This window comes from Sphingobium sp. RS1, from assembly GCF_056156825.1.
This window is the reverse complement of record NZ_JBLZXE010000002.1, coordinates 1975755-1992570: the sequence shown is the minus strand read 5'-3', so window position 1 is coordinate 1992570 and position 16816 is coordinate 1975755. Positions and strand designations below refer to the sequence as shown.

General features: G+C 64.3%; 21 protein-coding genes and 1 tRNA gene. 13 read left to right on the top strand and 9 right to left on the bottom strand.

The genetic code is table 11. The annotated features are described in order from the left end of the window. Window positions 1-43: 43 nt before the first annotated feature. Window positions 44-1027, bottom strand: coding sequence for a LysR substrate-binding domain-containing protein (locus ACNHGR_RS11355; protein WP_475286161.1), 984 nt, complete (start codon window positions 1025-1027; stop codon window positions 44-46). A gap of 111 nt (window positions 1028-1138) precedes the next feature. Between ACNHGR_RS11355 and ACNHGR_RS11350 the strand changes: the two genes are divergently transcribed. Further along, window positions 1139-1212: transfer RNA gene (locus ACNHGR_RS11350), tRNA-Gly, on the top strand. 17 nt (window positions 1213-1229) lie between these two features. On the opposite strand, the gene ACNHGR_RS11345 is transcribed toward ACNHGR_RS11350, so the two are convergent. The 7 genes from ACNHGR_RS11345 to ACNHGR_RS11315 form a co-directional block, all read right to left on the bottom strand. Continuing rightward, a complete protein-coding gene (locus ACNHGR_RS11345; protein ID WP_475286159.1) occupies window positions 1230-2216 on the bottom strand; it encodes a hypothetical protein in 987 nt (328 codons plus the stop codon). A gap of 65 nt (window positions 2217-2281) precedes the next feature. Next, complete coding sequence (locus tag ACNHGR_RS11340) at window positions 2282-2623, bottom strand: hypothetical protein (protein WP_475286157.1); 342 nt, start codon at window positions 2621-2623, stop codon at window positions 2282-2284. Beyond that, a complete protein-coding gene (locus ACNHGR_RS11335; protein ID WP_475286155.1) occupies window positions 2623-2991 on the bottom strand; it encodes a hypothetical protein in 369 nt (122 codons plus the stop codon). Before ACNHGR_RS11335 ends, ACNHGR_RS11340 begins: the two co-directional genes overlap by 1 nt. Next, entirely contained in the window at window positions 2988-3122 is a 135-nt protein-coding gene (locus tag ACNHGR_RS11330) for a hypothetical protein (RefSeq protein WP_475286153.1), read from the bottom strand. Before ACNHGR_RS11330 ends, ACNHGR_RS11335 begins: the two co-directional genes overlap by 4 nt. Before the next feature lie 136 nt (window positions 3123-3258). Continuing rightward, window positions 3259-4239, bottom strand: coding sequence for a hypothetical protein (locus ACNHGR_RS11325; protein ID WP_475286151.1), 981 nt, complete (start codon window positions 4237-4239; stop codon window positions 3259-3261). Window position 4240: 1 nt separating this feature from the next. Then, entirely contained in the window at window positions 4241-4702 is a 462-nt protein-coding gene (locus ACNHGR_RS11320; RefSeq protein WP_475286149.1) for a hypothetical protein, read from the bottom strand. An 85-nt stretch (window positions 4703-4787) separates the two neighbouring features. Continuing rightward, window positions 4788-5525 carry a S24 family peptidase gene (locus ACNHGR_RS11315; RefSeq protein WP_475286147.1) on the bottom strand — a complete coding sequence of 246 codons (738 nt, stop codon included), beginning with the start codon at window positions 5523-5525 and terminating at the stop codon, window positions 4788-4790. A 101-nt stretch (window positions 5526-5626) separates the two neighbouring features. Here ACNHGR_RS11315 and ACNHGR_RS11310 point away from each other — a divergent pair, with 101 nt between their 5' ends. Next, a complete protein-coding gene (locus ACNHGR_RS11310; RefSeq protein WP_475286145.1) occupies window positions 5627-5872 on the top strand; it encodes a hypothetical protein in 246 nt (81 codons plus the stop codon). Beyond that, on the top strand, window positions 5872-6333 hold the full coding sequence (locus ACNHGR_RS11305; protein WP_475286143.1) for a hypothetical protein: 462 nt from the start codon (window positions 5872-5874) through the stop codon (window positions 6331-6333). The genes ACNHGR_RS11310 and ACNHGR_RS11305 overlap by 1 nt, the downstream gene beginning before the upstream one ends. Here the strand turns inward: ACNHGR_RS11305 and ACNHGR_RS11300 are convergent. Continuing rightward, the gene (locus ACNHGR_RS11300) at window positions 6293-6550 is read right to left on the bottom strand and encodes a hypothetical protein (protein WP_184267330.1); all 258 of its coding nucleotides are present in this window, start codon (window positions 6548-6550) and stop codon (window positions 6293-6295) included. The genes ACNHGR_RS11305 and ACNHGR_RS11300 overlap by 41 nt on opposite strands. A 107-nt stretch (window positions 6551-6657) precedes the next feature. Between ACNHGR_RS11300 and ACNHGR_RS11295 the strand changes: the two genes are divergently transcribed. From ACNHGR_RS11295 to dnaG, 10 genes are all read left to right on the top strand, one after another. Further along, window positions 6658-7146: a hypothetical protein gene (locus tag ACNHGR_RS11295; protein ID WP_475286141.1), complete on the top strand. Its 489-nt coding sequence runs from the start codon at window positions 6658-6660 to the stop codon at window positions 7144-7146. A gap of 19 nt (window positions 7147-7165) precedes the next feature. Then, complete coding sequence (locus ACNHGR_RS11290) at window positions 7166-7666, top strand: winged helix-turn-helix domain-containing protein (protein ID WP_475286140.1); 501 nt, start codon at window positions 7166-7168, stop codon at window positions 7664-7666. Further along, complete coding sequence (locus ACNHGR_RS11285; RefSeq protein WP_475286138.1) at window positions 7663-7956, top strand: hypothetical protein; 294 nt, start codon at window positions 7663-7665, stop codon at window positions 7954-7956. The genes ACNHGR_RS11290 and ACNHGR_RS11285 overlap by 4 nt, the downstream gene beginning before the upstream one ends. Window positions 7957-8025: 69 nt before the next feature. After that, window positions 8026-9822, top strand: a complete 1797-nt coding sequence (locus tag ACNHGR_RS11280) for a ParB/RepB/Spo0J family partition protein (protein ID WP_475286136.1) — start codon at window positions 8026-8028, stop codon at window positions 9820-9822. Next, a complete protein-coding gene (locus tag ACNHGR_RS11275) occupies window positions 9819-10631 on the top strand; it encodes a DUF6551 family protein (RefSeq protein ID WP_475286134.1) in 813 nt (270 codons plus the stop codon). The genes ACNHGR_RS11280 and ACNHGR_RS11275 overlap by 4 nt, the downstream gene beginning before the upstream one ends. Beyond that, entirely contained in the window at window positions 10624-11130 is a 507-nt protein-coding gene (locus ACNHGR_RS11270; RefSeq protein ID WP_475286132.1) for a hypothetical protein, read from the top strand. Before ACNHGR_RS11275 ends, ACNHGR_RS11270 begins: the two co-directional genes overlap by 8 nt. Then, the gene (dnaN, locus tag ACNHGR_RS11265) at window positions 11130-12257 is read left to right on the top strand and encodes a DNA polymerase III subunit beta (RefSeq protein WP_475288396.1); all 1128 of its coding nucleotides are present in this window, start codon (window positions 11130-11132) and stop codon (window positions 12255-12257) included. The genes ACNHGR_RS11270 and dnaN overlap by 1 nt, the downstream gene beginning before the upstream one ends. Window positions 12258-12420: 163 nt before the next feature. Further along, entirely contained in the window at window positions 12421-12723 is a 303-nt protein-coding gene (locus ACNHGR_RS11260; protein ID WP_475286130.1) for a hypothetical protein, read from the top strand. Then, window positions 12720-13376 (top strand): hypothetical protein, encoded by a 657-nt coding sequence (locus ACNHGR_RS11255; RefSeq protein ID WP_475286128.1) that lies wholly within the window; start codon window positions 12720-12722, stop codon window positions 13374-13376. Before ACNHGR_RS11260 ends, ACNHGR_RS11255 begins: the two co-directional genes overlap by 4 nt. A 55-nt stretch (window positions 13377-13431) precedes the next feature. After that, window positions 13432-16656 carry a DNA primase gene (dnaG, locus tag ACNHGR_RS11250; protein WP_475286126.1) on the top strand — a complete coding sequence of 1075 codons (3225 nt, stop codon included), beginning with the start codon at window positions 13432-13434 and terminating at the stop codon, window positions 16654-16656. The last annotated feature ends 160 nt before the right edge of the window (window positions 16657-16816 follow it).

Below are 16816 nucleotides of genomic sequence, written 5' to 3'. Positions count from 1 at the left end.
ACCGCATTTTCGCTGCGTTGCGACATTAAATCTTCTTCATATTTCAGAGGAACAGAAATTCCGCCAATGCCTCGACCGCCGGCTTTTCCGTCGAACGGGGGGCGATCGCCTGGCGAATCTCGATCGCGGGCAGCGGCATGTCGAGCGCCAGCCGTTGTACGCCGCTCATCCGGCCGATGTCGCGGGCCAGCGTGCCGAACGCGGCGAAGCAACCGGCTCCCTCGCGCAGCGCGGCGATGATCTCGAACATATTGTCGCTTTCCAGCAGCGGCATCATGTTGTGGAAACGCCCCCTGGCCAGCGCCGCCTCGATAATGTCGCGCATGCCGCTGCGCGTCTCCAGTGCCAGCATCGGCGTCAGCGCCAGATCGTCGCGGCTGACGCTGTCGGCCCGCGCCAGCGCATGACCGCTCCCGGCGAACAGGTTCAACTGTTCCGACCAGCCATAGCGTGACCCGAAACCGGCTGGTTCCTCCAGCGCGTAGAAATAGGCGATGTCCGCTCGTCCATTGGCCAGCGCGCTTGCGGCATCCTCGGCGGTGTGGACATGCAGGTCCAGCGTGATTGCGATATCCTCGTTCGCTGCTTCGAACGCGGTCAGACCATCCTGGATCTGGCCGAACACCGGCGCTGGCGCGGCAAGGGTGATGACCTGACGCGCCGTCCCCTCCAGCACGATGGGGGTCGGCGCCGCGACCGGAATGATGGCAGGAACGGGCGGCGTTTCAGGCTCGGCTTCGGGCGGAAGCACGTCCTCTATCGGCGCTTGGGCCGGCGCCCCGATCGGTGCGGGTGCATCCTGCGTCAGCAGCGTCATCGCCTGCGCGGTCTTGCGCCCCGCAGGCGTCAGCCGCGTCGCCCCGTCCAGATCCTCGAACAACCGATAGCCCAGCCGCATCTCCAGCGACGCCAGATCCTGCAAGACCTGCTCGATGCTGAGGCTCATATTGGTGGCGCATCGCGTCACGCTGCCGGCTGCCACCATCTGCGCGAATATATCCAACTGGCGCAGGGAAGGGCTGTTCATATCCGACTGATAGATCAAATGATGCAGGCGGTTAAGGGGCGATCTTCGCCTTGTTGACGCAATCATGGTTGACGAGCGCCCCGTGATGATGGCAGGGCGCTCTCCTGCCGGGCGGGTATAGCTCAATGGTAGAGCACTAGCCTTCCAAGCTTGTGATGCGGGTTCGATCCCCGCTACCCGCTCCAGCAATTTTCACCGGAAATCAGCCGTTTTTACCGCCTTCGACCAAGCGGAGGGCTTTGCTGACTGCGGTAACGGTGCGGTAAGCGCCGGGGGCCAGGGCCTCGATCTCCCTGATGATCTCTTCCGTCGCGCCCAGTACCAGCCCCAGATTTGCGGGGTCGGGGATCGCGTAAATGTCGCTTGTCGCGAATGCGACGTGGCCCAGCATGATCTCGCCCTGGCGCCAATTCGCTTCGCCGATGCGCCGGCGCACCAGCGTAGCCATCGATCGACGGATGAGCTTTGGCCCGGCCTGCCTGTCCTCGGGCAGGCCCAGGTGCGCGCGCATCTTGTCCCATGAATTGCGGATGGTGCTGACCGGGATCCACAAATCGTCCATCGCGTCGAGCAGCGGGGCGCACTGGGCGGCGATCGGCACCATCGGCTGGCGCTTGTTCGTCCGGAGGCGGCGGGCCGGATTCAGATCCAGCACGCGCGCGTCGGCGTGCCACTGGTCGCGCTTGACGGCCAGCACGGTTTCGGGCCGGGCCCAGCTCGCCACGGCCAGCTGGAGGTAGCGCAGCAGGTTTGTCCTGGTCGCCGCGATCATCGCGCGCTCCTTGTCCGATCGGCCGCCATCGGGGCGCAGGCAATAGTCGAACATGGCGGCGATCGTCTTGACGTCGGCCCGATAGGTTGGCGATCGCGCGACGTCGACCTGCTGCCGAGCCTTGAACTGCGCCTTCTGCCCCGGCGTCGCGTTGATCGCGGCCGCGAGCTGCATCACGCTGCCTTCTACATGGGCGAGGGAGCGTTCGCGCAGATAGTCGCCCTTGCTGGTCGTGACGGGCCGCTTCAGCGCCCAGGCGCGGAATTTATCGACCCACTGTTCATTGAGTGCGGCGCAGACCGTGCCGGCGTCCGTCTCGGCCAGATAGTCGATGACATGGGCGAGGCGATGGCGCGCGGCATCCTCGCTCGGCTTGCCCTCCATCAGAATGAGATAGTCGGCGATCGCATCGGCCACGGTCGGCGATGCTTCATGTTCCCACGGCCGGTGGCAGTGCGGGCACATGCGGTGCCCGGTCTGGGTCAGGTAGAGGCGATCGAGGGCGATGCGTCCTTGCGCAACATCGTCCGTGCCCGCGCTAGCGGATCGTTCGCGGCGTCGCTCCGAGTCGTACCAGATGATTTCGAGGTTGGCTCGGCCGGCGCGGCGGTGGAGCGCATAGTCTCCCCGCTGGTAGAGCGGTTTCGAGCGCTTCGTTGCAGGCATAGGTTCCTCTGATAGTCGGCAGCGGCTTGCGTGAGCATGTCATAGGCGCCGCTTGCGACCAGCAGGTCAAGATCGTTCGGGGAAAGCTGGATGCCCTTGCCCTGTTCCAGTCGCCTGGACAGGCGGCGCAACAGGTCGGGTGGTGTCGGGGCGTTCATCAGGCGCAGTCCGGAATGGATGCCGACCAGCCCAGAGGGCGGACCCAGCGATAAAGGTCGAAAAGGCCGCGCACCTTGTCGAGGTTGGCGGGGATGGTCAGGTCCAGGCTGGCTTCCGCCTTCGTCGCCGTAGCGAAGATGTTGCGGGCCATGGTGATCGTCTGCGGCCGGCTCCACCATTGGGGCTGGCGGTTTGCGCAATCCGGATCACCGGCGGCCAGGCCGGCCATCTGTTCGATGTTCGACCATAGCGCGTCGTCATGGGCAGCGCGATCGGACTGACCCTGCCCAGCGGCCGTCCAGGCCGCCTTGCGGCGGGCGCGTTCGTCGCGCGCGATCTGGTGCAGCTGGGCAGGTGACATGTTCACCTGCGGCTCCGCTCTGCCAGTTCGCGCAGGCGTCGCAGTTCGTCGGCGATCTTTTCCTGCGCGGCGGCATGGCGCTTCAACGGGTTATAGAGCCAGATGAGCGCAACGATCACGGCTGGGATCGCGTCCATTATGGGATCAGCCTTGCGATGAGGGCGTCGGTGCGGGGGAGCAGCCAGGACAGCGCGGGAGGAAGGGAAAGCCAGAGGGCCGCCAGCGCCACGCCGATCGCGAAAGGCGCTGTGGGCGAGTAGCTGGGGCGGTCCATCAGATCGGCTCGCCGGTGATGGGGTGGCGAATGGGGGTGTCCTGTGTCGGCGCTGTGCCGGGAAGCGGCGAATGCTTTGGCTTGCTGCCCTGCTTGGCGCGGATCGCGTCGACTTTCGTCCAGATGCGCGCCAGTTCGGTTTCGCCGTCGCGGTGCATGTCCAAGCTGTTGGCGAGGCACAAGGCGGCCAGCGTCACCATCACGCCACCGACTTCCTGTGCAGGCTCCCCGATCGGGCGGCCATAGACATAATCGACAAGCTGATGCGCCTCGCTAGCGGTGCAGCCGCAGGACTGGACCAGTTCAAGCGCCTCTTCAAGAAAGCGGTGATTGCGCTCTTCCCGGTCGCCCGCGATCATTTCGCCGAAACAGGCCATCAGCCAAGGCTGGACGCGATCTTGGAAACGCTCGCCGGGGATGCTGGGCAGAGCGAGGGCGCGGATGGCGGCCTCTATCTCCTGACAAAGATTGATGGCGCGCTGAGCCTGATGCTGGATGCTGTAATCCGTCGTGATCGCCAGTATCTCACCGTATCGGTCGGCCTTATCCATGCAGACCTGCGCCGCCGCCTCGATGGCCTCTCGCGCGGGGATAATGGGGATCGACCCGATGCGCTCGGCCAATGACATGAGATGCAGCTTGCCGTCGCCTACGTCCCAATATCGAGACGCGCCGCGCTTATCGAGATAGGCGTGGGCCGCCTTCACTTCATCTGCCGCAAGGCTAAATCCGTGACTGAGTGATGCGCCGTATTGCGGCAGCACGACCTCCCCGCTCGGTTGCGCGGGGCGGCCAGTCATGCGGGCCTCGATCATCCCCCAGACTGTTTCATGTTCCGGCCAGTCGCTCTCGACGACGACGCATTCGACCGTCTCGACACTATGGTCGGACAAAAGCTCGCGAATGTCGTCTTCGACATAGGGCGCGAGATTCTTGCGCTTGATGACGATGTAGCGCTCTTCGCGTTCGAACTGTGCCATGTCAGGCCGCCTTCGCCGGGGTGGCGACGCGGATGTAGCGGGGGCTGCGGGTCTGGCCCTGGGGGCCGGTCCAGCCATCCTTGCGCCAGCCCAGCGTGCGCATGATGCGGGCCAGATGGGCGTTGTCGGTATAGCGCGGGATGCGGCCGGCGTCGGCGTGCTGGCGCAGTTGCTGGCCCAGATCGTACAGGCCGACGTCGTTGGCGTCGCGCAGCAGCTTGGCGGTGAAGAGGGCGATCCGCTTCGTCGCCTCGCTGATGTCGGTCAGGGGCAGCAGGGCGTTGTGATCGGCGACCACCGGGTCGACCAGTTCGTCGAGCGGCGCGCGGCGGGTCAGGGCCGCGTTGGGGCCTTCGCGGGCGATAAGTGCATCCGTGCCGGCATGCTGCCAGATGCGCCAGCGCAGCCCTTCGAACAGGGCGATGCTGCCGGGCAGGGGGAATTCGGTACGAAGCTGAAGCATGATTGCCTCCCATCAGGTTGATGGGGGCTAATTACGATGCGATAAATCTCATTGTCAATCTCATAATGAGATATTTCAGATCGGATCAGATTCCGTATAGTTCATTCGGTGGGATGACGCGATGGATTGCCATCACATTGCTCTTCGCCACCTTGAACGTCACGCTGGGCGTATACTGGCAAAGGAAATAATGGTCAGCGGTGCGGCGCTCCAGTCGCTTTACCATTGCGCGGACGACGCGATCTCCGCCGTCACCGTCGGGGGCGACCAACTGAAGAACGACATGATCGCCGATCGCGGGCGCCCTGACCGGATCAACAAAGATCGGCTCGCCGTCCATATAGCGAGGCTCCATAGATGTCCCGACGACGAACAGGGCGTACACCGCTCGCTTTTCGGCAATGCCGAGCGGGCGGCGAATATGGTCGATAATATCGTCTGGTATCAACGTTGTAGTTTCAACGCACGTACCTGGTTCGTCAAGGTCGGGCACGAAGTCTGAGCCCTCGGCGCTGCCCCAGACCGGCACGTCCATCGGATTGCTTCTGTGTCTGAAGTGGCTGCTCGGAGCCTCAACTACATTGGACGGCGGGGGTGCGTCAGTATGTTCACCCATGAGCCCATAGAATTCAGACATGCTGACACGCGCTGAACTGAGTAACTTTTCAAGGGTGTCGACGCGCGGACGGGAGCCCTTAGTCTTCATGTCTTGAAAGAGGCTGCTGTTCACCTTGGCGGTGCGCGCCCAGGATGCTTCCGTCATTCCTTCCGGAAGAATCTGCATCAAAGCGTCGTAATATTGGCGTCCGGTGGGCTTGGTCATAGGATGCGATAAATCGCATGGCGTCAATGAGACGTCACCATGAGAGAAATCTGATTTTAGCAGTTGCATGCTAAGATAAATCTCATTATCTAACCGTCCTTATGACGATCCCTACCGATGAAGAGCTGCTTGAGCAGATTGAGGCCTTTCTGGATGCCACCGGGATTACTCCCACGCGGCTCGGCCTCGATGCGACCGGCGAGGGAGGGTTGATCAAGTCGATCCGGGCTGGGCGGTCCATCACATTGCGAACGGGCCGCCGCCTTATCGACTTCATGGACAATTATTGCGCTGGCGAAGGGCCGTCACCCGACACTTCCAGCGAAAATGTCGGGGAGGCCGCGTGATGACGCCTGATCTCAAAAATCTGCCGGGTGTGCGCTTCGTGACATGCGGGGAGGCTGCCGAAGGCGCGGTGTTGGACGAAGCCAATATCCGATCGCGCGACGGAATTTCATTCGCTGCGAAGGATCATACAATGGCTGATGTCACAAAGGGCAATCGCTGGTGTCATTGGGATGGCGAACGCTGGGTTCCTGTCGAGGAGAGGCTAAGCAGCGACCCTCTCGCATGGTTCCTTGCGTGCAACGTCGAGCTCGATCCGGCGTCGAATGTGCGCTCTGCCGCTCTTTATGAGGCCTACATCCAGTGGTGCGCACTGGCGGGTGAGAGGGAATGGAGCGCGAAGGCCTTCACCCATGCAATGAAGAATGCGGGTTACTGCAAGATCGTCGTTAATGGCGTCTGGTGGGTGGGCTTGCGCATCGTCAGTCCCAAGACGGCGTGTACGGGGCATTCTTCGTGCTGACCTCCTTCATATCCGCCCTTATCAGTTCGAGCCCCTCAGCCAGCGCATCATGGTGTGTCAGGATCGCAGCGTCGCGATCATCGTCGTGTCGCTCAATTTCCTGCTCGACCCGGGCAAAGACTGCCTCCGCGAATCCCGCGTGCTTGCTGTCCAATTCCTGCAAGATCGCTGAAACGAAGGCGAAGGCTGCGGTCGCCTCGGTATCTTGGTTGCTCAACCGTCTTTCCTTTCGTGTGAGTCGTGGTGACTGCACGATAGCCCCCGGCGGACCGGCGACAAGTCCGGTTCTGAATAGCCGTCACCGGTCCTTCGGGGGGCACTGACATGGCGCGCGGGGCAGATGATCTGAAGCCGACCGATATCGCCATCAGCGAGGCGACCGGCGACGCCGTCCATGCGGCGGGCAAGCAAGTCTATGTCAGCCATATGCTGGGGCGCAGCCGGTCCACGCTGATGGCCTGGTGCAATGAGGACGCGGCCGAGTTCATTCCGCTGCGGCTGGTACCCGAACTGGAAAAGATGGCGATCGGGCAGGAGGGTTGGCCGCATATCACGCGCGCGCTGGCGCGGATGCAGGGATTTGAACTGTTCCACCTGCCCGAGATCGACACGGCGGCGGCGAACTGGCTGACGCAGGTGGGCCTGCTGTCCACGGAAGTGGCTGAGGTCACGACGAAGATCTGCGCGTCGGTCGCCGACGATGGCGAGGTCTGCAAGCAGGACATCCGCAAGCATGCGCTGATCGAGGATGCCGAGCAGCTGGTGGCGCTGTCCGTCCAGTTGCTGGCCCAGCTGCGCGCGGAGGCGGAATGACATGGGAGGCGCGCAACCGATGATGAAGCCGGATCAACTGGACAATTGGGCTGCGCGGGCGCTGCCGGGGGAAGACGTCGTCTATTCGACCGGCGCCCGCCCCGGCGATGCGATCGGCGCGGCGGTGCGGCATCTGCATGCGGCCGGGCTGGTGACGATGACGTCCAAGCGGCTGGACGGGCGGCTGCGCCATATCGTGCAGCGGTTGCCGGCGCCGCGCGCATCGCAACTGGGGAAGCCGGTAGCGCGCGGTCGGTTCACGGTGGCGTCGGACGACGCGAAGCGGACGACGCGGGCGGTGCTTCAGGTGCTGCGTCGGGCCGCGAAGCGCGGGGAGTCGTGCCCGACCAATGCGGAACTGGCCCGGATCGTCGGACTGAAGGATGCGGCGGCGGCCTCCTACCGCGTGCGCAGGTTGGTGAAAGAGGGCGCGATCGTCGTGGAAGAGCCGTCGCCACTGGAGCGCCGGGTCGTGACGATCGCCGCGACGGGCGCCCGGACGCGGAGGGCCATGCTGTGACCTTCGTCGACATGGAGATTACGCGGCGTCACTTTGCCGCCCGCTATGGCAATGTAGGCCGCGTGATGCTGGCCGATCTGGCCGAGATTTACGGGATCGATTTCGACCTGGCCGAGCATTGGGCCGACGCGATCGATCGCGAGAATGAAACCAGCGCCGAACAATACCCCAAGGCTTCCCAAGCCGGCGCTGACACTTCGGGGGCGGCCTGCACTGCCGCCCCCGGCCTTTCCCATTCCAGTTCCGTCGGGTCGCAAGACGGGACGGGCGCGGCGGCTTTCCCCCTGTAGCCGCGGCGCCCGAACAATTTCCCAAAGCATAAGCCGGTCACCGGCGCATCACAGAGAAGGACGTCCCACATGCCACGTGCGAAGAAAGCGGCGCCTGTTGCGCCGGAGAGTGAAGTACAAGCGCCGATCGCTGTCGTCAGCGGTATCGACATGATCCCGCTGGGCCGGCTGGTCCGCGCGCCGGAGAATGTTCGGCATACCGACAAGGCCGTCGATGTAGACAGCCTTGCCGACGATATCGCGGCACATGGCCTGTTGCAGAACCTGATCGGCTATGCGGGCGACACTGAAATCGACAAGGCGGCGGTCTATATCGTTGGCGGCGGGCGGCGGCTTCAGGCGCTGGACCTGCTGTACCGGCGCGGCGCGGTCGATCACCAATTTCCGGTCCCGGTACTGTTGCGCACGGCGGCGGAGGCGATCGACCTGTCGCTGTCGGAGAATCTGGCCAAGCGGGACATGAACCCGGCGGACGAATTCTTGGCGTTTGAAGCGCTGATGCGGCGCGGCACGGTGTCCACTGCCGATCTGGCAAAGCAGTTTGGTTTCTCAGAGCGCTATGTGAAGCAACGGCTGAAGCTGGCGACCCTTGCGCCCGTCATCCTTGACGCGCTGCGCGCTCAGGACATGACGCTGGAGGCGGCGCTGGCCTATGGCCGGGCAGCGGATCAGGATTTGCAGGTCCGCGTGTTCAAGGCGCAGGCGAAGCGCAACTATGACAAGCATGCGCCGCACAAGATCCGCTATGAAATCGATCAGGGCAACAAAACGACCGAATGGTCGATCTATCGCTTCATCGGCGGGAAGGCCTATGAGCGCGAGGGCGGTGCCTATGAAGAGGCGGGCCTGTTCGATGAGGATAATGGCGGTAAGCGCAAGCTGACCAGCGCCTTCCTTGCCGTCCAGCAGGCCCACAAGAATATCGATTTTCAGATGGTCGGCCGCCTGAAGGACATGGCGGAGGCGCTGGAGCTCGATCCGGCCCAAGTGGTCGGTTATGTCAAAACGCCCAACCTTGAATGGGGGCGCTATTCCTATGCCTATCAGGGTCTGAGCAAAGAAAATCCTGATGGGTTTGCTTGGGTCGGCAATGATTATGGAACCGATCGCGTCGAGCGGATGCTCAAGACGATCCGCAACAACCGCATCCTGTGCCAGTTGCCGGTCGGCATCAGCGAAGACGGCGAACTGATCCGCATCGACAAGGGGTTCTTCGTACCGGTGGATCAGGTGCGGGCCGTCGATCCGCCGGCCCAGTTGACCAACGCCGTCCCCACAAAGACTGCCGAAGAGATCGCGGCCGAGCAGCGCCGGCAGCAGATCGAGCGAGTCCGACTGTTCCTGGCGGCGGACAAGGTCAACGATGCCATGAAATCGGGCGACGTCACTGGGCGGCGCTACTGGAACAGCGTCAGGCCGTTGCTGAACGACACGAAGGACTATGACGATATCGGCGCTGCCTATTCGGTCGCGCAGACTTTGCTGGTCACGCCGGATGAGGTCGCCGCGATCCCGTTCGCCGATGCCGAGGCCGAATATGATCGGCAGGAAGCGGAAAAGGTCGCGCATCGCGAGGCGGCAGAGCGCGCTGCGGCAGAAGCCGAAGAAGCGGCGGCGCGGGAACGTCGCGACGTCCTGGCGCTCGATCCTCCGCCCGTCGCGCTGCGCCTGGGCGACCTGCTGTTGTTCCGCTGGGGCGACGGGCACTGGTATGACGAACGGGAAGCGGAGGATGCCGATCCCGTCTATGATTTCGATGATCTGGCTGATGTCATGGAATGGGCCGAGGTGGAGGGGGTAAAGCTCAGGGGCTGGTGGGCTTCGCTCGATGCGCTCGACGCCGAATTGCAAGGCGAGCCAGCATGACCGCGCAGCCGAAGCTGAAGGCGCAGCGGGGTCAGCGGCCCAGCCTGGAATTCCGCCCGATCGCGGACCTGTTGATCGACCCGTCCTACCAGCGGTCGATCGACACGCCGGCAAGCCAGTTGCTGATCCGTCGTATTGCGGCCGATTGGGACTGGGATCTGTGCCAGCCCCTGAATGTCGGGCGGCGGTCGGAGGGGGCGCTGTATGTCGTGGACGGCCAGCATCGGCTGAGCGCGGCGGTGCTGCGCGGCGACATTTACGATCTGCCCTGCGTCATCAAGACGTCGGCCGGGTCGGAGGATGAGGCGGCGGCGTTCGTCGCGCTCAACCAGTCGCGGCTGAAGCTGAGCAAGCTGGAAATCTTCAAGGCGGCGCTGGCGGCCGGTAATGTCGAGGCGCATGATATCCGCGAGGCGCTGGAGGCGGCCGGGCTGTCGATCGCCGCGACAACCAACACGGACAGCTGGAAGGTCGGGCAGGTCGTCAATATCCACGGGCTGGAAGTGTGCCTGCGCACGCATGGCATCCAGATGCTGCGCATGGCTTGTCTGGCCGGCGCGGTCGCCTTCCATGGTCAGGTGCTGCGCTACTGGGGGACGATCTTCCCCGGCATCGTCGCGGCCGTGGTGAAACATGGCATGGATCATAGCGAGATGATCACGCTGGTGCTCGGCGGGTGCGATCAGGCCGAATGGCGCGACGAAATCAACCGCGCGAAGGCCAATAATCCCAATCTCAACATGCGCGCGGCGGCCGAAATGGCGATCGTCGGCGCGATCGACGAAGCCCTGGAGGCTACCGATGACTGAAGCGACCGACAGCATCATCCATATTCTTGAAAGTCATGAGGCGCCCGAGGGCGGGTGGGACATGCCGGCGTTGCGGCGGTTGACCGGGCTGTCGATCGCCGCCTTTGCGGCGGCGGTGTCGCGGCTGCGGTCGCAGGGTCGCATGCTGGCGTTCGAGCTGGCGCTGGCGCCGGCTGAGGGGCAGGCGGTTGCCGTGCCGGCGGCGGTGCCGACGCTGGCCGAGCAGGTGGCGAGCGAGGCGCGGGAAGCGGGCGACAATCGCAAGGCGGCGCGCGCAATCGGCTCGACGTCGGCCAATCGGGTGCATGTGTCGGCCGGCGCGCAGTTGCAGGAGCGGGCGCTGACGGATGCGCCGGCGCTGGCGGCCAGCATCATGAAGGATCGGTGGGGGCCGGTGTGGGATCGCGTTTGTCGCCATGCCCATGCGACCAACCAGCGGCCGATCGCGGCGATGATATCGCTGCTCGACAAGGGCCTGAAGGCGGAGATCGCGGCGTGATGCAGGTTCCCGTCAAACCACTGCGCGCGGCGCTGAAGGCGATCAAGGATGTCGTCGAGGCGCGCGCCACCATCCCGATCCTGAGCCATGTGCTGGTCAAATCGACGCCCGGCCAGATGTTCCTGACCGCGACGGACATGGAAATCATGGTCGAAAAGACGGTTGACCTAGAGGATGCCGGTTCGAACAGGGCGATGGATTTCTGCGTCGATGCAGGCACGCTCGCCTCGATCGCGGCGAAGTTGCCGGCGGATGGCATCGCGACGGTCGAGGCCGACGGCAATCTGGGCATCACGATCAAATGCGGGCGGGCGCGGTTCAAGCTGCCCACGCTGCCCACGACCGACTTCCCGACGATCGCGGCGCGCGATTGGGATGCTGAGTGGGAGCAGGATGCGACCAAGCTGATCGCGATGATCGAGAGCGTGCGCTTTGCAATCTCCACCGAAGAGACGCGCTATTATCTGAACGGCATCTTCGTCCATGTGCCTGACGGGTCGTCGTGCCAGTTCGCGGCGGCGACCGATGGCAACAGGCTGGCGCGGTACCATCTGGACGTTGCGGACGGCGCCGAAGAGATGCCCGGCGTGATTCTGCCGCGCAAGGCGATGAAGGTGCTGGCGGCGTTGCTGGATGAAGAGGGTGGCACGGTCGGCATCAGTGTCAGCACGTCGAAATTCCGGTTCGAGATCGGCAAGACGGTGCTGACCGGCAAGACGATCGACGGGCAGTTCCCCGATTACACGCGGGTGATTCCGGCGGCCAATCCGCATGGGGCGTGGTTCCGGGCCAAGCCGCTGATCGAGGCGGTGGAGCGGGTGCTGACGATCGCCAGCGACAAGAGCCGGCTGATCGCGCTGACCTTCGCCGGCAACATGCTGACGCTGTCGGTCGCCAGTCCCGAAAACGGCACGGCGAGCGAAGAGGTCGAGGTCGAATATGACGGGCCGGAACTAAAAATCGGCTTCAACGGCAACTTCCTGCTCGATGTCCTGCGGCATCTGGTGGGGACCGGCTCCGATGAGGCGCGTGCGCAGGTCATGTTGAATGACCCTGCGGCGCCTTCGCTCTGGCAGGAAAGCGACGATGCTGCCCGGCTGTATGTCCTCATGCCGATGAGGGTGTGATCCATGTGCAATGCGTGCGGAAATGTGTGTTGCGGGTCGGACCAGTTCGACAGCTGTGGCTGCGACGGATGTCATGACCCTGCCTGTCATAGCAGCTGCTTCTTCTGCGGTTTGGATGGCTGCGACGGCGATTGCCAGGGTGAGGATGACGGGGAGTATGACGATGACTAGTCGGCGTGTCGACGCGATCGTCCAGGACGCGGCGGAGGCCTATCGTCGGTGTCCAGATCGTCTGCGCTCTGCGGTTCTGCGATCGGGCGTCGAAATTGTGCCCGTACTTGATCGGGTGGGCGCTTCGGACGATCTGGCCCTTGCCGCTGCGGCGGCTGTATCTGCTGGCCTGTTTCAGATGATTGCCGCCGAGTTGCGCCAATCGGAAGATATTGCACTCTACCGGGCGGCCTATTTCCAGCTGATCGCGCGCGGTATCGATCATATGTCACAGTCCGGGCGGGCCGTGCAATGACGGGCCTGTTCCCCGACCAGGAGCCGGTGATCGCCGGGCCTGCACCGCGCGGCCTGGGCCGTGCGATGGCGGGCGGGGCGACGGTCGAACGGCAGGGCAATGACTATTATCCCACGCCGCCAACGGCGACGCTGGCGTTCCTGGCGGCCGAGCGGCGCCATTTGCTGGACGCCGTAGATCTGGAGCATGCGGTCTGGGAGCCGTGCGGGAGAGGCGGGGCGATATCGACGCAGCTGGAGAAAGCCGGCTTCACGACGATCGCCACCGACCTGGTGCCCGATCCTGAGCACCGGGTGACCGGGCAGAATCTGCTGACATGCCGACGGGCCTATTCGCCGGTGGTGGTGACCAATCCGCCCTTTGCGCTGGCGGCCGACATGATCCGGCACCTGCTGGGCGATCTGGGATGCACCTATGTCGCGCTGCTGCTGAAGGCGACCTATTGGCATGCGGAGAAACGCACCGGCCTTTGGCGCTGGCGGACGCCGGTGCGGATCTATGCGCTCAACTGGCGGCTCGACTGTTTGGGCCTGGGCAATCCGACCATGGAATTCATCTGGGTCGTATGGGACGCGCGGCGCGACGGTCCCTGTCAATATGATGTCCTGACGCCCTTCAACGCGCCGGACCTGCTGGGCGACGGCGTCTCTTAAGCCTCTGCCTGCGCATCGCTGTTTGTTTTTAGCCTGATTTTCGGGGTGGGTTTTCGTGTCTCTATCAACTGCGTTTCTGGACGAAATCCGCGACCGCACGACGCTTTCGGCGCTTATCGGCAAGTCGATCAAGCTCGACAAGGCCGGCAAGGAACATAAGGCCTGCTGCCCCTTCCATGGGGAAAAGACGCCCAGCTTCACCGTCAATGACGACAAGGGCTTCTATCATTGCTTCGGTTGCGGCGCGCATGGCGATGCCATCCGTTGGCTCACCGACCATGGCGGCATGGACTTCATCGATGCGGTGAAGGATCTGGCGGCGGCGGCCGGGCTGGAGATGCCGGCGCGCACGCCGGAGGAAGCGGAGCGATCGCGCCGGCTGGAGCATGTTGGGCAGGTGCTGGGCGAGGCGGGGGCGTGGTTCGCCCGGCATCTGGAGCCGGCGGGGGCGATCATGGAGGCGCTGGACGCGCGCGGCGTCGGCGCCGACGCGATCGCGCGCTTCGGTATCGGTTATGCGCCGGCACGCGGTTCGATATCGGCGGTCGGCATCGCGCGCGACCAGCTGGAGGCGGCGGGGCTGCTGTTCCGCACGGATGAGGGCGAGCTGCGCGATCGCTTTCGCAACCGGATCATCGTGCCGATCCATGATGCACGCGGTCGGCCGATCGGCTTTGGCGGGCGGGCGATCGGCGAAAACCTGCCCAAATATCTGAACAGCGACCAGTCCGACCATTTCGACAAGGGGCGGGTGCTGTTCAACCTGCACCGGGCCGCGCCGGCAGCGCGCGAGGCACGGCGGCTGTTGCTGGTCGAGGGCTATTTCGACGTCATCGCCCTGGACCAGGCCGGCATTGCCGAGGTCGTGGCACCGATGGGCACGGCGATCACGGCCGAGCAGCTGGAGCGCGCATGGCGCGTGATCGAATGTCCGGTGCTGCTGATGGATGGCGACGCCGCCGGCAGGAAGGCGGCCGATCGTGCCTGTGTGCGGGCGCTGCCCTTCGTCGGGCCGGGGCGGTCGCTGAAGATCGCCACCCTTCCGGACGGCATGGATCCTGACGACCTGGTGCGCGGTTGCGGCCGGGAAGCGATCGATGCGCTGGTCGACGGTGCGCTGTCGCTGTCCAGCTATATCTGGACGTCCATCCTGGCAGCCGGGGACGGCGCGACGCCGGAAGGGAGAGCCGCCATATGGGCGGAACTGGCGGCGCTGGCGCAGACGGTCGGCCATGATGAGACGCGCGGGCAGTATCTGGCCTATTGGCGCCGGCTGTTCGACGATGCGTTTCCCCCCGCACCCCTGTGGGTGGGAGAGGATCAAAAGCTTCCGGTTGGAAGTGTGGAAGCGCTCTTCTGCGATCAAACGGTGGAGGTGCAGGAGCGGCTGCGCGCGGTAGCCCTGATGCGGCTGGCAGGCGCGATCAAGGCGGCCAGGCGCGACAAGGATGGCGTGACGCTGTTCGCCTGGGGCATGGGGCGGCGGGTCGGTGCCGGGATGCTCGATCGGGCGGTCGCGGACGATGCGATCGCCGTGGTGGCGCATGACGTCGACGATGTCACGGCCGAGGATATCGACAAGGCCTTCGACGCCGGCTTCGCGCGCGGTTTCGACGTTGCGCCGATGCTGCTCGACATGCGCTGCGCCGGATTCCAGCGGACCGACCTGGGCAATGCGGAGCGGTTCCAGGCGCGCTATGGCGATGCGTTTCGCTTCACCACGGCGAAGGGTTGGCTGGGATGGGACGGGCGCCGGTGGAAGGTGCTGGACCAGGACAAGGATACGTTGCCGGCGGAAGTGCAGGCGGCCGTGTTCGACACGGTGCGGGCGATCCAGCGCGAGAGCGATTTCGTGGCGGCGACGGGCTTTGTCGAGCCCGATGAGCCCTTGCCACTGGAGGGCAAGCCGCCGCTGATCCTGGTCATCCGCTGGCAGCTCTATCGCGAGAGCGGGGAACGCGCCTCGGCCATGGACCGGGTCACGGACCTGAAGAGTGGCCCGGTCATCCTGTCGGAGCAAATCGCGAAGTGGGGCAGGGCGTCGGAGGCATCCGGCAAGCTCGGCTGCATCGCGGGCCTCGCCAAGCGGTGGGTCACGGCGCCGATCGAGGATTTCGACCGTGACCCGTTCGCCATCAACGTGCTGAACGGCACGCTGCGCTTTCGGCGTGACAAGAAGAACGGGTCGACCGTGGCACTAGAGCCGCATCGGCGCGAGGATCTGAATACGAAGCTGGCACCGGTCACCTTTGATGAGGCGGCGACGTCGACCATCTATGACGGGTTTCTGGAGTGGGCGCAGCCCGACCCGGCGATGCGGCGATATCTGCACCAATGGGCCGGATATTCGGCCAGTGGCGACATTTCCGAGCAGAAACTGCATTTCTGGTACGGTTTAGGCGCGAACGGCAAGTCGACGACGATCGACCTGTGGGCGCATGTCCTGGGCGATTATAGCGGCACGATCGGCATCGAGACGTTTCTGGATCAGGGGATCAAGAAACGGGGCGAACAGGCATCGCCGGATCTGGCGCGCCTGGGTGGCGTGCGCATGTTGCGCGCGTCGGAGCCGGAGCGGGGAGCGAAGCTCAATGAGGCGCTGATAAAGGCGGCGACGGGTGGCGAGCCGATGGCCGTGCGTGCGTTGCACCGTGGCTTCTTCGACCTGATGCCGCTGTTCAAGCTGACGATCGGCGGCAATTACAAGCCGGACATTCCTGGCACGGATGAAGGGATATGGCGCCGCATGAAGCTGGTGCCGTGGAACGCGCATGTGGCCGACGGCGATCGCGATGAGCAGTTGCCCGCCAAATTGCGGGCGGAGGCCGCCGGCGTGCTGAACCATATTGTGCGCGGCCTGCTGGACTGGATGGATCATGGTCTGGTCGAGCCGGATGCGGTGCGGGAGGCCACGGCCGAATATCGCGATAGCAGCGATCCGCTCGGGCGATTCCTGCGGCTATGTACGGAGGTCGACCCGCAAGGCCGCATCCAGTCGTCGCGGCTGTACGATGTGTTCGTGGCGTGGTGCAAGGCGGCGGGCGAGCGGGACTGGAGCCAGAAGGGCTTCAGCAAGGCCATGGCCGACAAGGGCTTCAGCAAGAAACAGAGCGACGGGATGCAGTGGCTGGGCATGCGCCTGGTGCGCGAGGCGTCCGACTTCATCGATGAGCATGGGAAGGTGCGGCAGGACATGCCGGCGCCGCCGCCCGACGGCGATGGGCCTGCATCAGGCGAGCCGCCACCCGACATTGATCCGGATTGGGTGCCCGACTTCTGAGCGGCGGGTTGCGCGAAAGATTCGGATGCTTCCGGTTCGGAAGGGTGGCGGAAGCATCATTGGAAGGAAGAAAGCGCGGATTTCTGCGCCTTTGGAAGGGTTGGAAGGATTGGGCGCATATTATCATCACACATGCGTGCGCGCACATGCGCATGCGCGA

What these genes read in the sequence shown, in the direction of transcription:
- ACNHGR_RS11310 (WP_475286145.1), top strand. Translation starts at nt 5,627, where the DNA reads ATGACGATCCCTACCGATGAAGAGCTGCTTGAGCAGATTGAGGCCTTT.
- ACNHGR_RS11305 (WP_475286143.1), top strand. Translation starts at nt 5,872, where the DNA reads ATGACGCCTGATCTCAAAAATCTGCCGGGTGTGCGCTTCGTGACATGC.
- ACNHGR_RS11255 (WP_475286128.1), top strand. Translation starts at nt 12,720, where the DNA reads ATGACGGGCCTGTTCCCCGACCAGGAGCCGGTGATCGCCGGGCCTGCA.
- ACNHGR_RS11355 (WP_475286161.1), bottom strand. Translation starts at nt 1,027, where the DNA reads ATGAACAGCCCTTCCCTGCGCCAGTTGGATATATTCGCGCAGATGGTG.
- ACNHGR_RS11340 (WP_475286157.1), bottom strand. Translation starts at nt 2,623, where the DNA reads ATGAACGCCCCGACACCACCCGACCTGTTGCGCCGCCTGTCCAGGCGA.
- ACNHGR_RS11315 (WP_475286147.1), bottom strand. Translation starts at nt 5,525, where the DNA reads ATGACCAAGCCCACCGGACGCCAATATTACGACGCTTTGATGCAGATT.
- ACNHGR_RS11290 (WP_475286140.1), top strand. Translation starts at nt 7,166, where the DNA reads ATGATGAAGCCGGATCAACTGGACAATTGGGCTGCGCGGGCGCTGCCG.
- ACNHGR_RS11260 (WP_475286130.1), top strand. Translation starts at nt 12,421, where the DNA reads ATGACTAGTCGGCGTGTCGACGCGATCGTCCAGGACGCGGCGGAGGCC.
- ACNHGR_RS11330 (WP_475286153.1), bottom strand. Translation starts at nt 3,122, where the DNA reads ATGGACGCGATCCCAGCCGTGATCGTTGCGCTCATCTGGCTCTATAAC.
- ACNHGR_RS11295 (WP_475286141.1), top strand. Translation starts at nt 6,658, where the DNA reads ATGGCGCGCGGGGCAGATGATCTGAAGCCGACCGATATCGCCATCAGC.
- ACNHGR_RS11275 (WP_475286134.1), top strand. Translation starts at nt 9,819, where the DNA reads ATGACCGCGCAGCCGAAGCTGAAGGCGCAGCGGGGTCAGCGGCCCAGC.
- ACNHGR_RS11270 (WP_475286132.1), top strand. Translation starts at nt 10,624, where the DNA reads ATGACTGAAGCGACCGACAGCATCATCCATATTCTTGAAAGTCATGAG.
- ACNHGR_RS11325 (WP_475286151.1), bottom strand. Translation starts at nt 4,239, where the DNA reads ATGGCACAGTTCGAACGCGAAGAGCGCTACATCGTCATCAAGCGCAAG.
- ACNHGR_RS11280 (WP_475286136.1), top strand. Translation starts at nt 8,026, where the DNA reads ATGCCACGTGCGAAGAAAGCGGCGCCTGTTGCGCCGGAGAGTGAAGTA.
- ACNHGR_RS11320 (WP_475286149.1), bottom strand. Translation starts at nt 4,702, where the DNA reads ATGCTTCAGCTTCGTACCGAATTCCCCCTGCCCGGCAGCATCGCCCTG.
- dnaN (WP_475288396.1), top strand. Translation starts at nt 11,130, where the DNA reads ATGCAGGTTCCCGTCAAACCACTGCGCGCGGCGCTGAAGGCGATCAAG.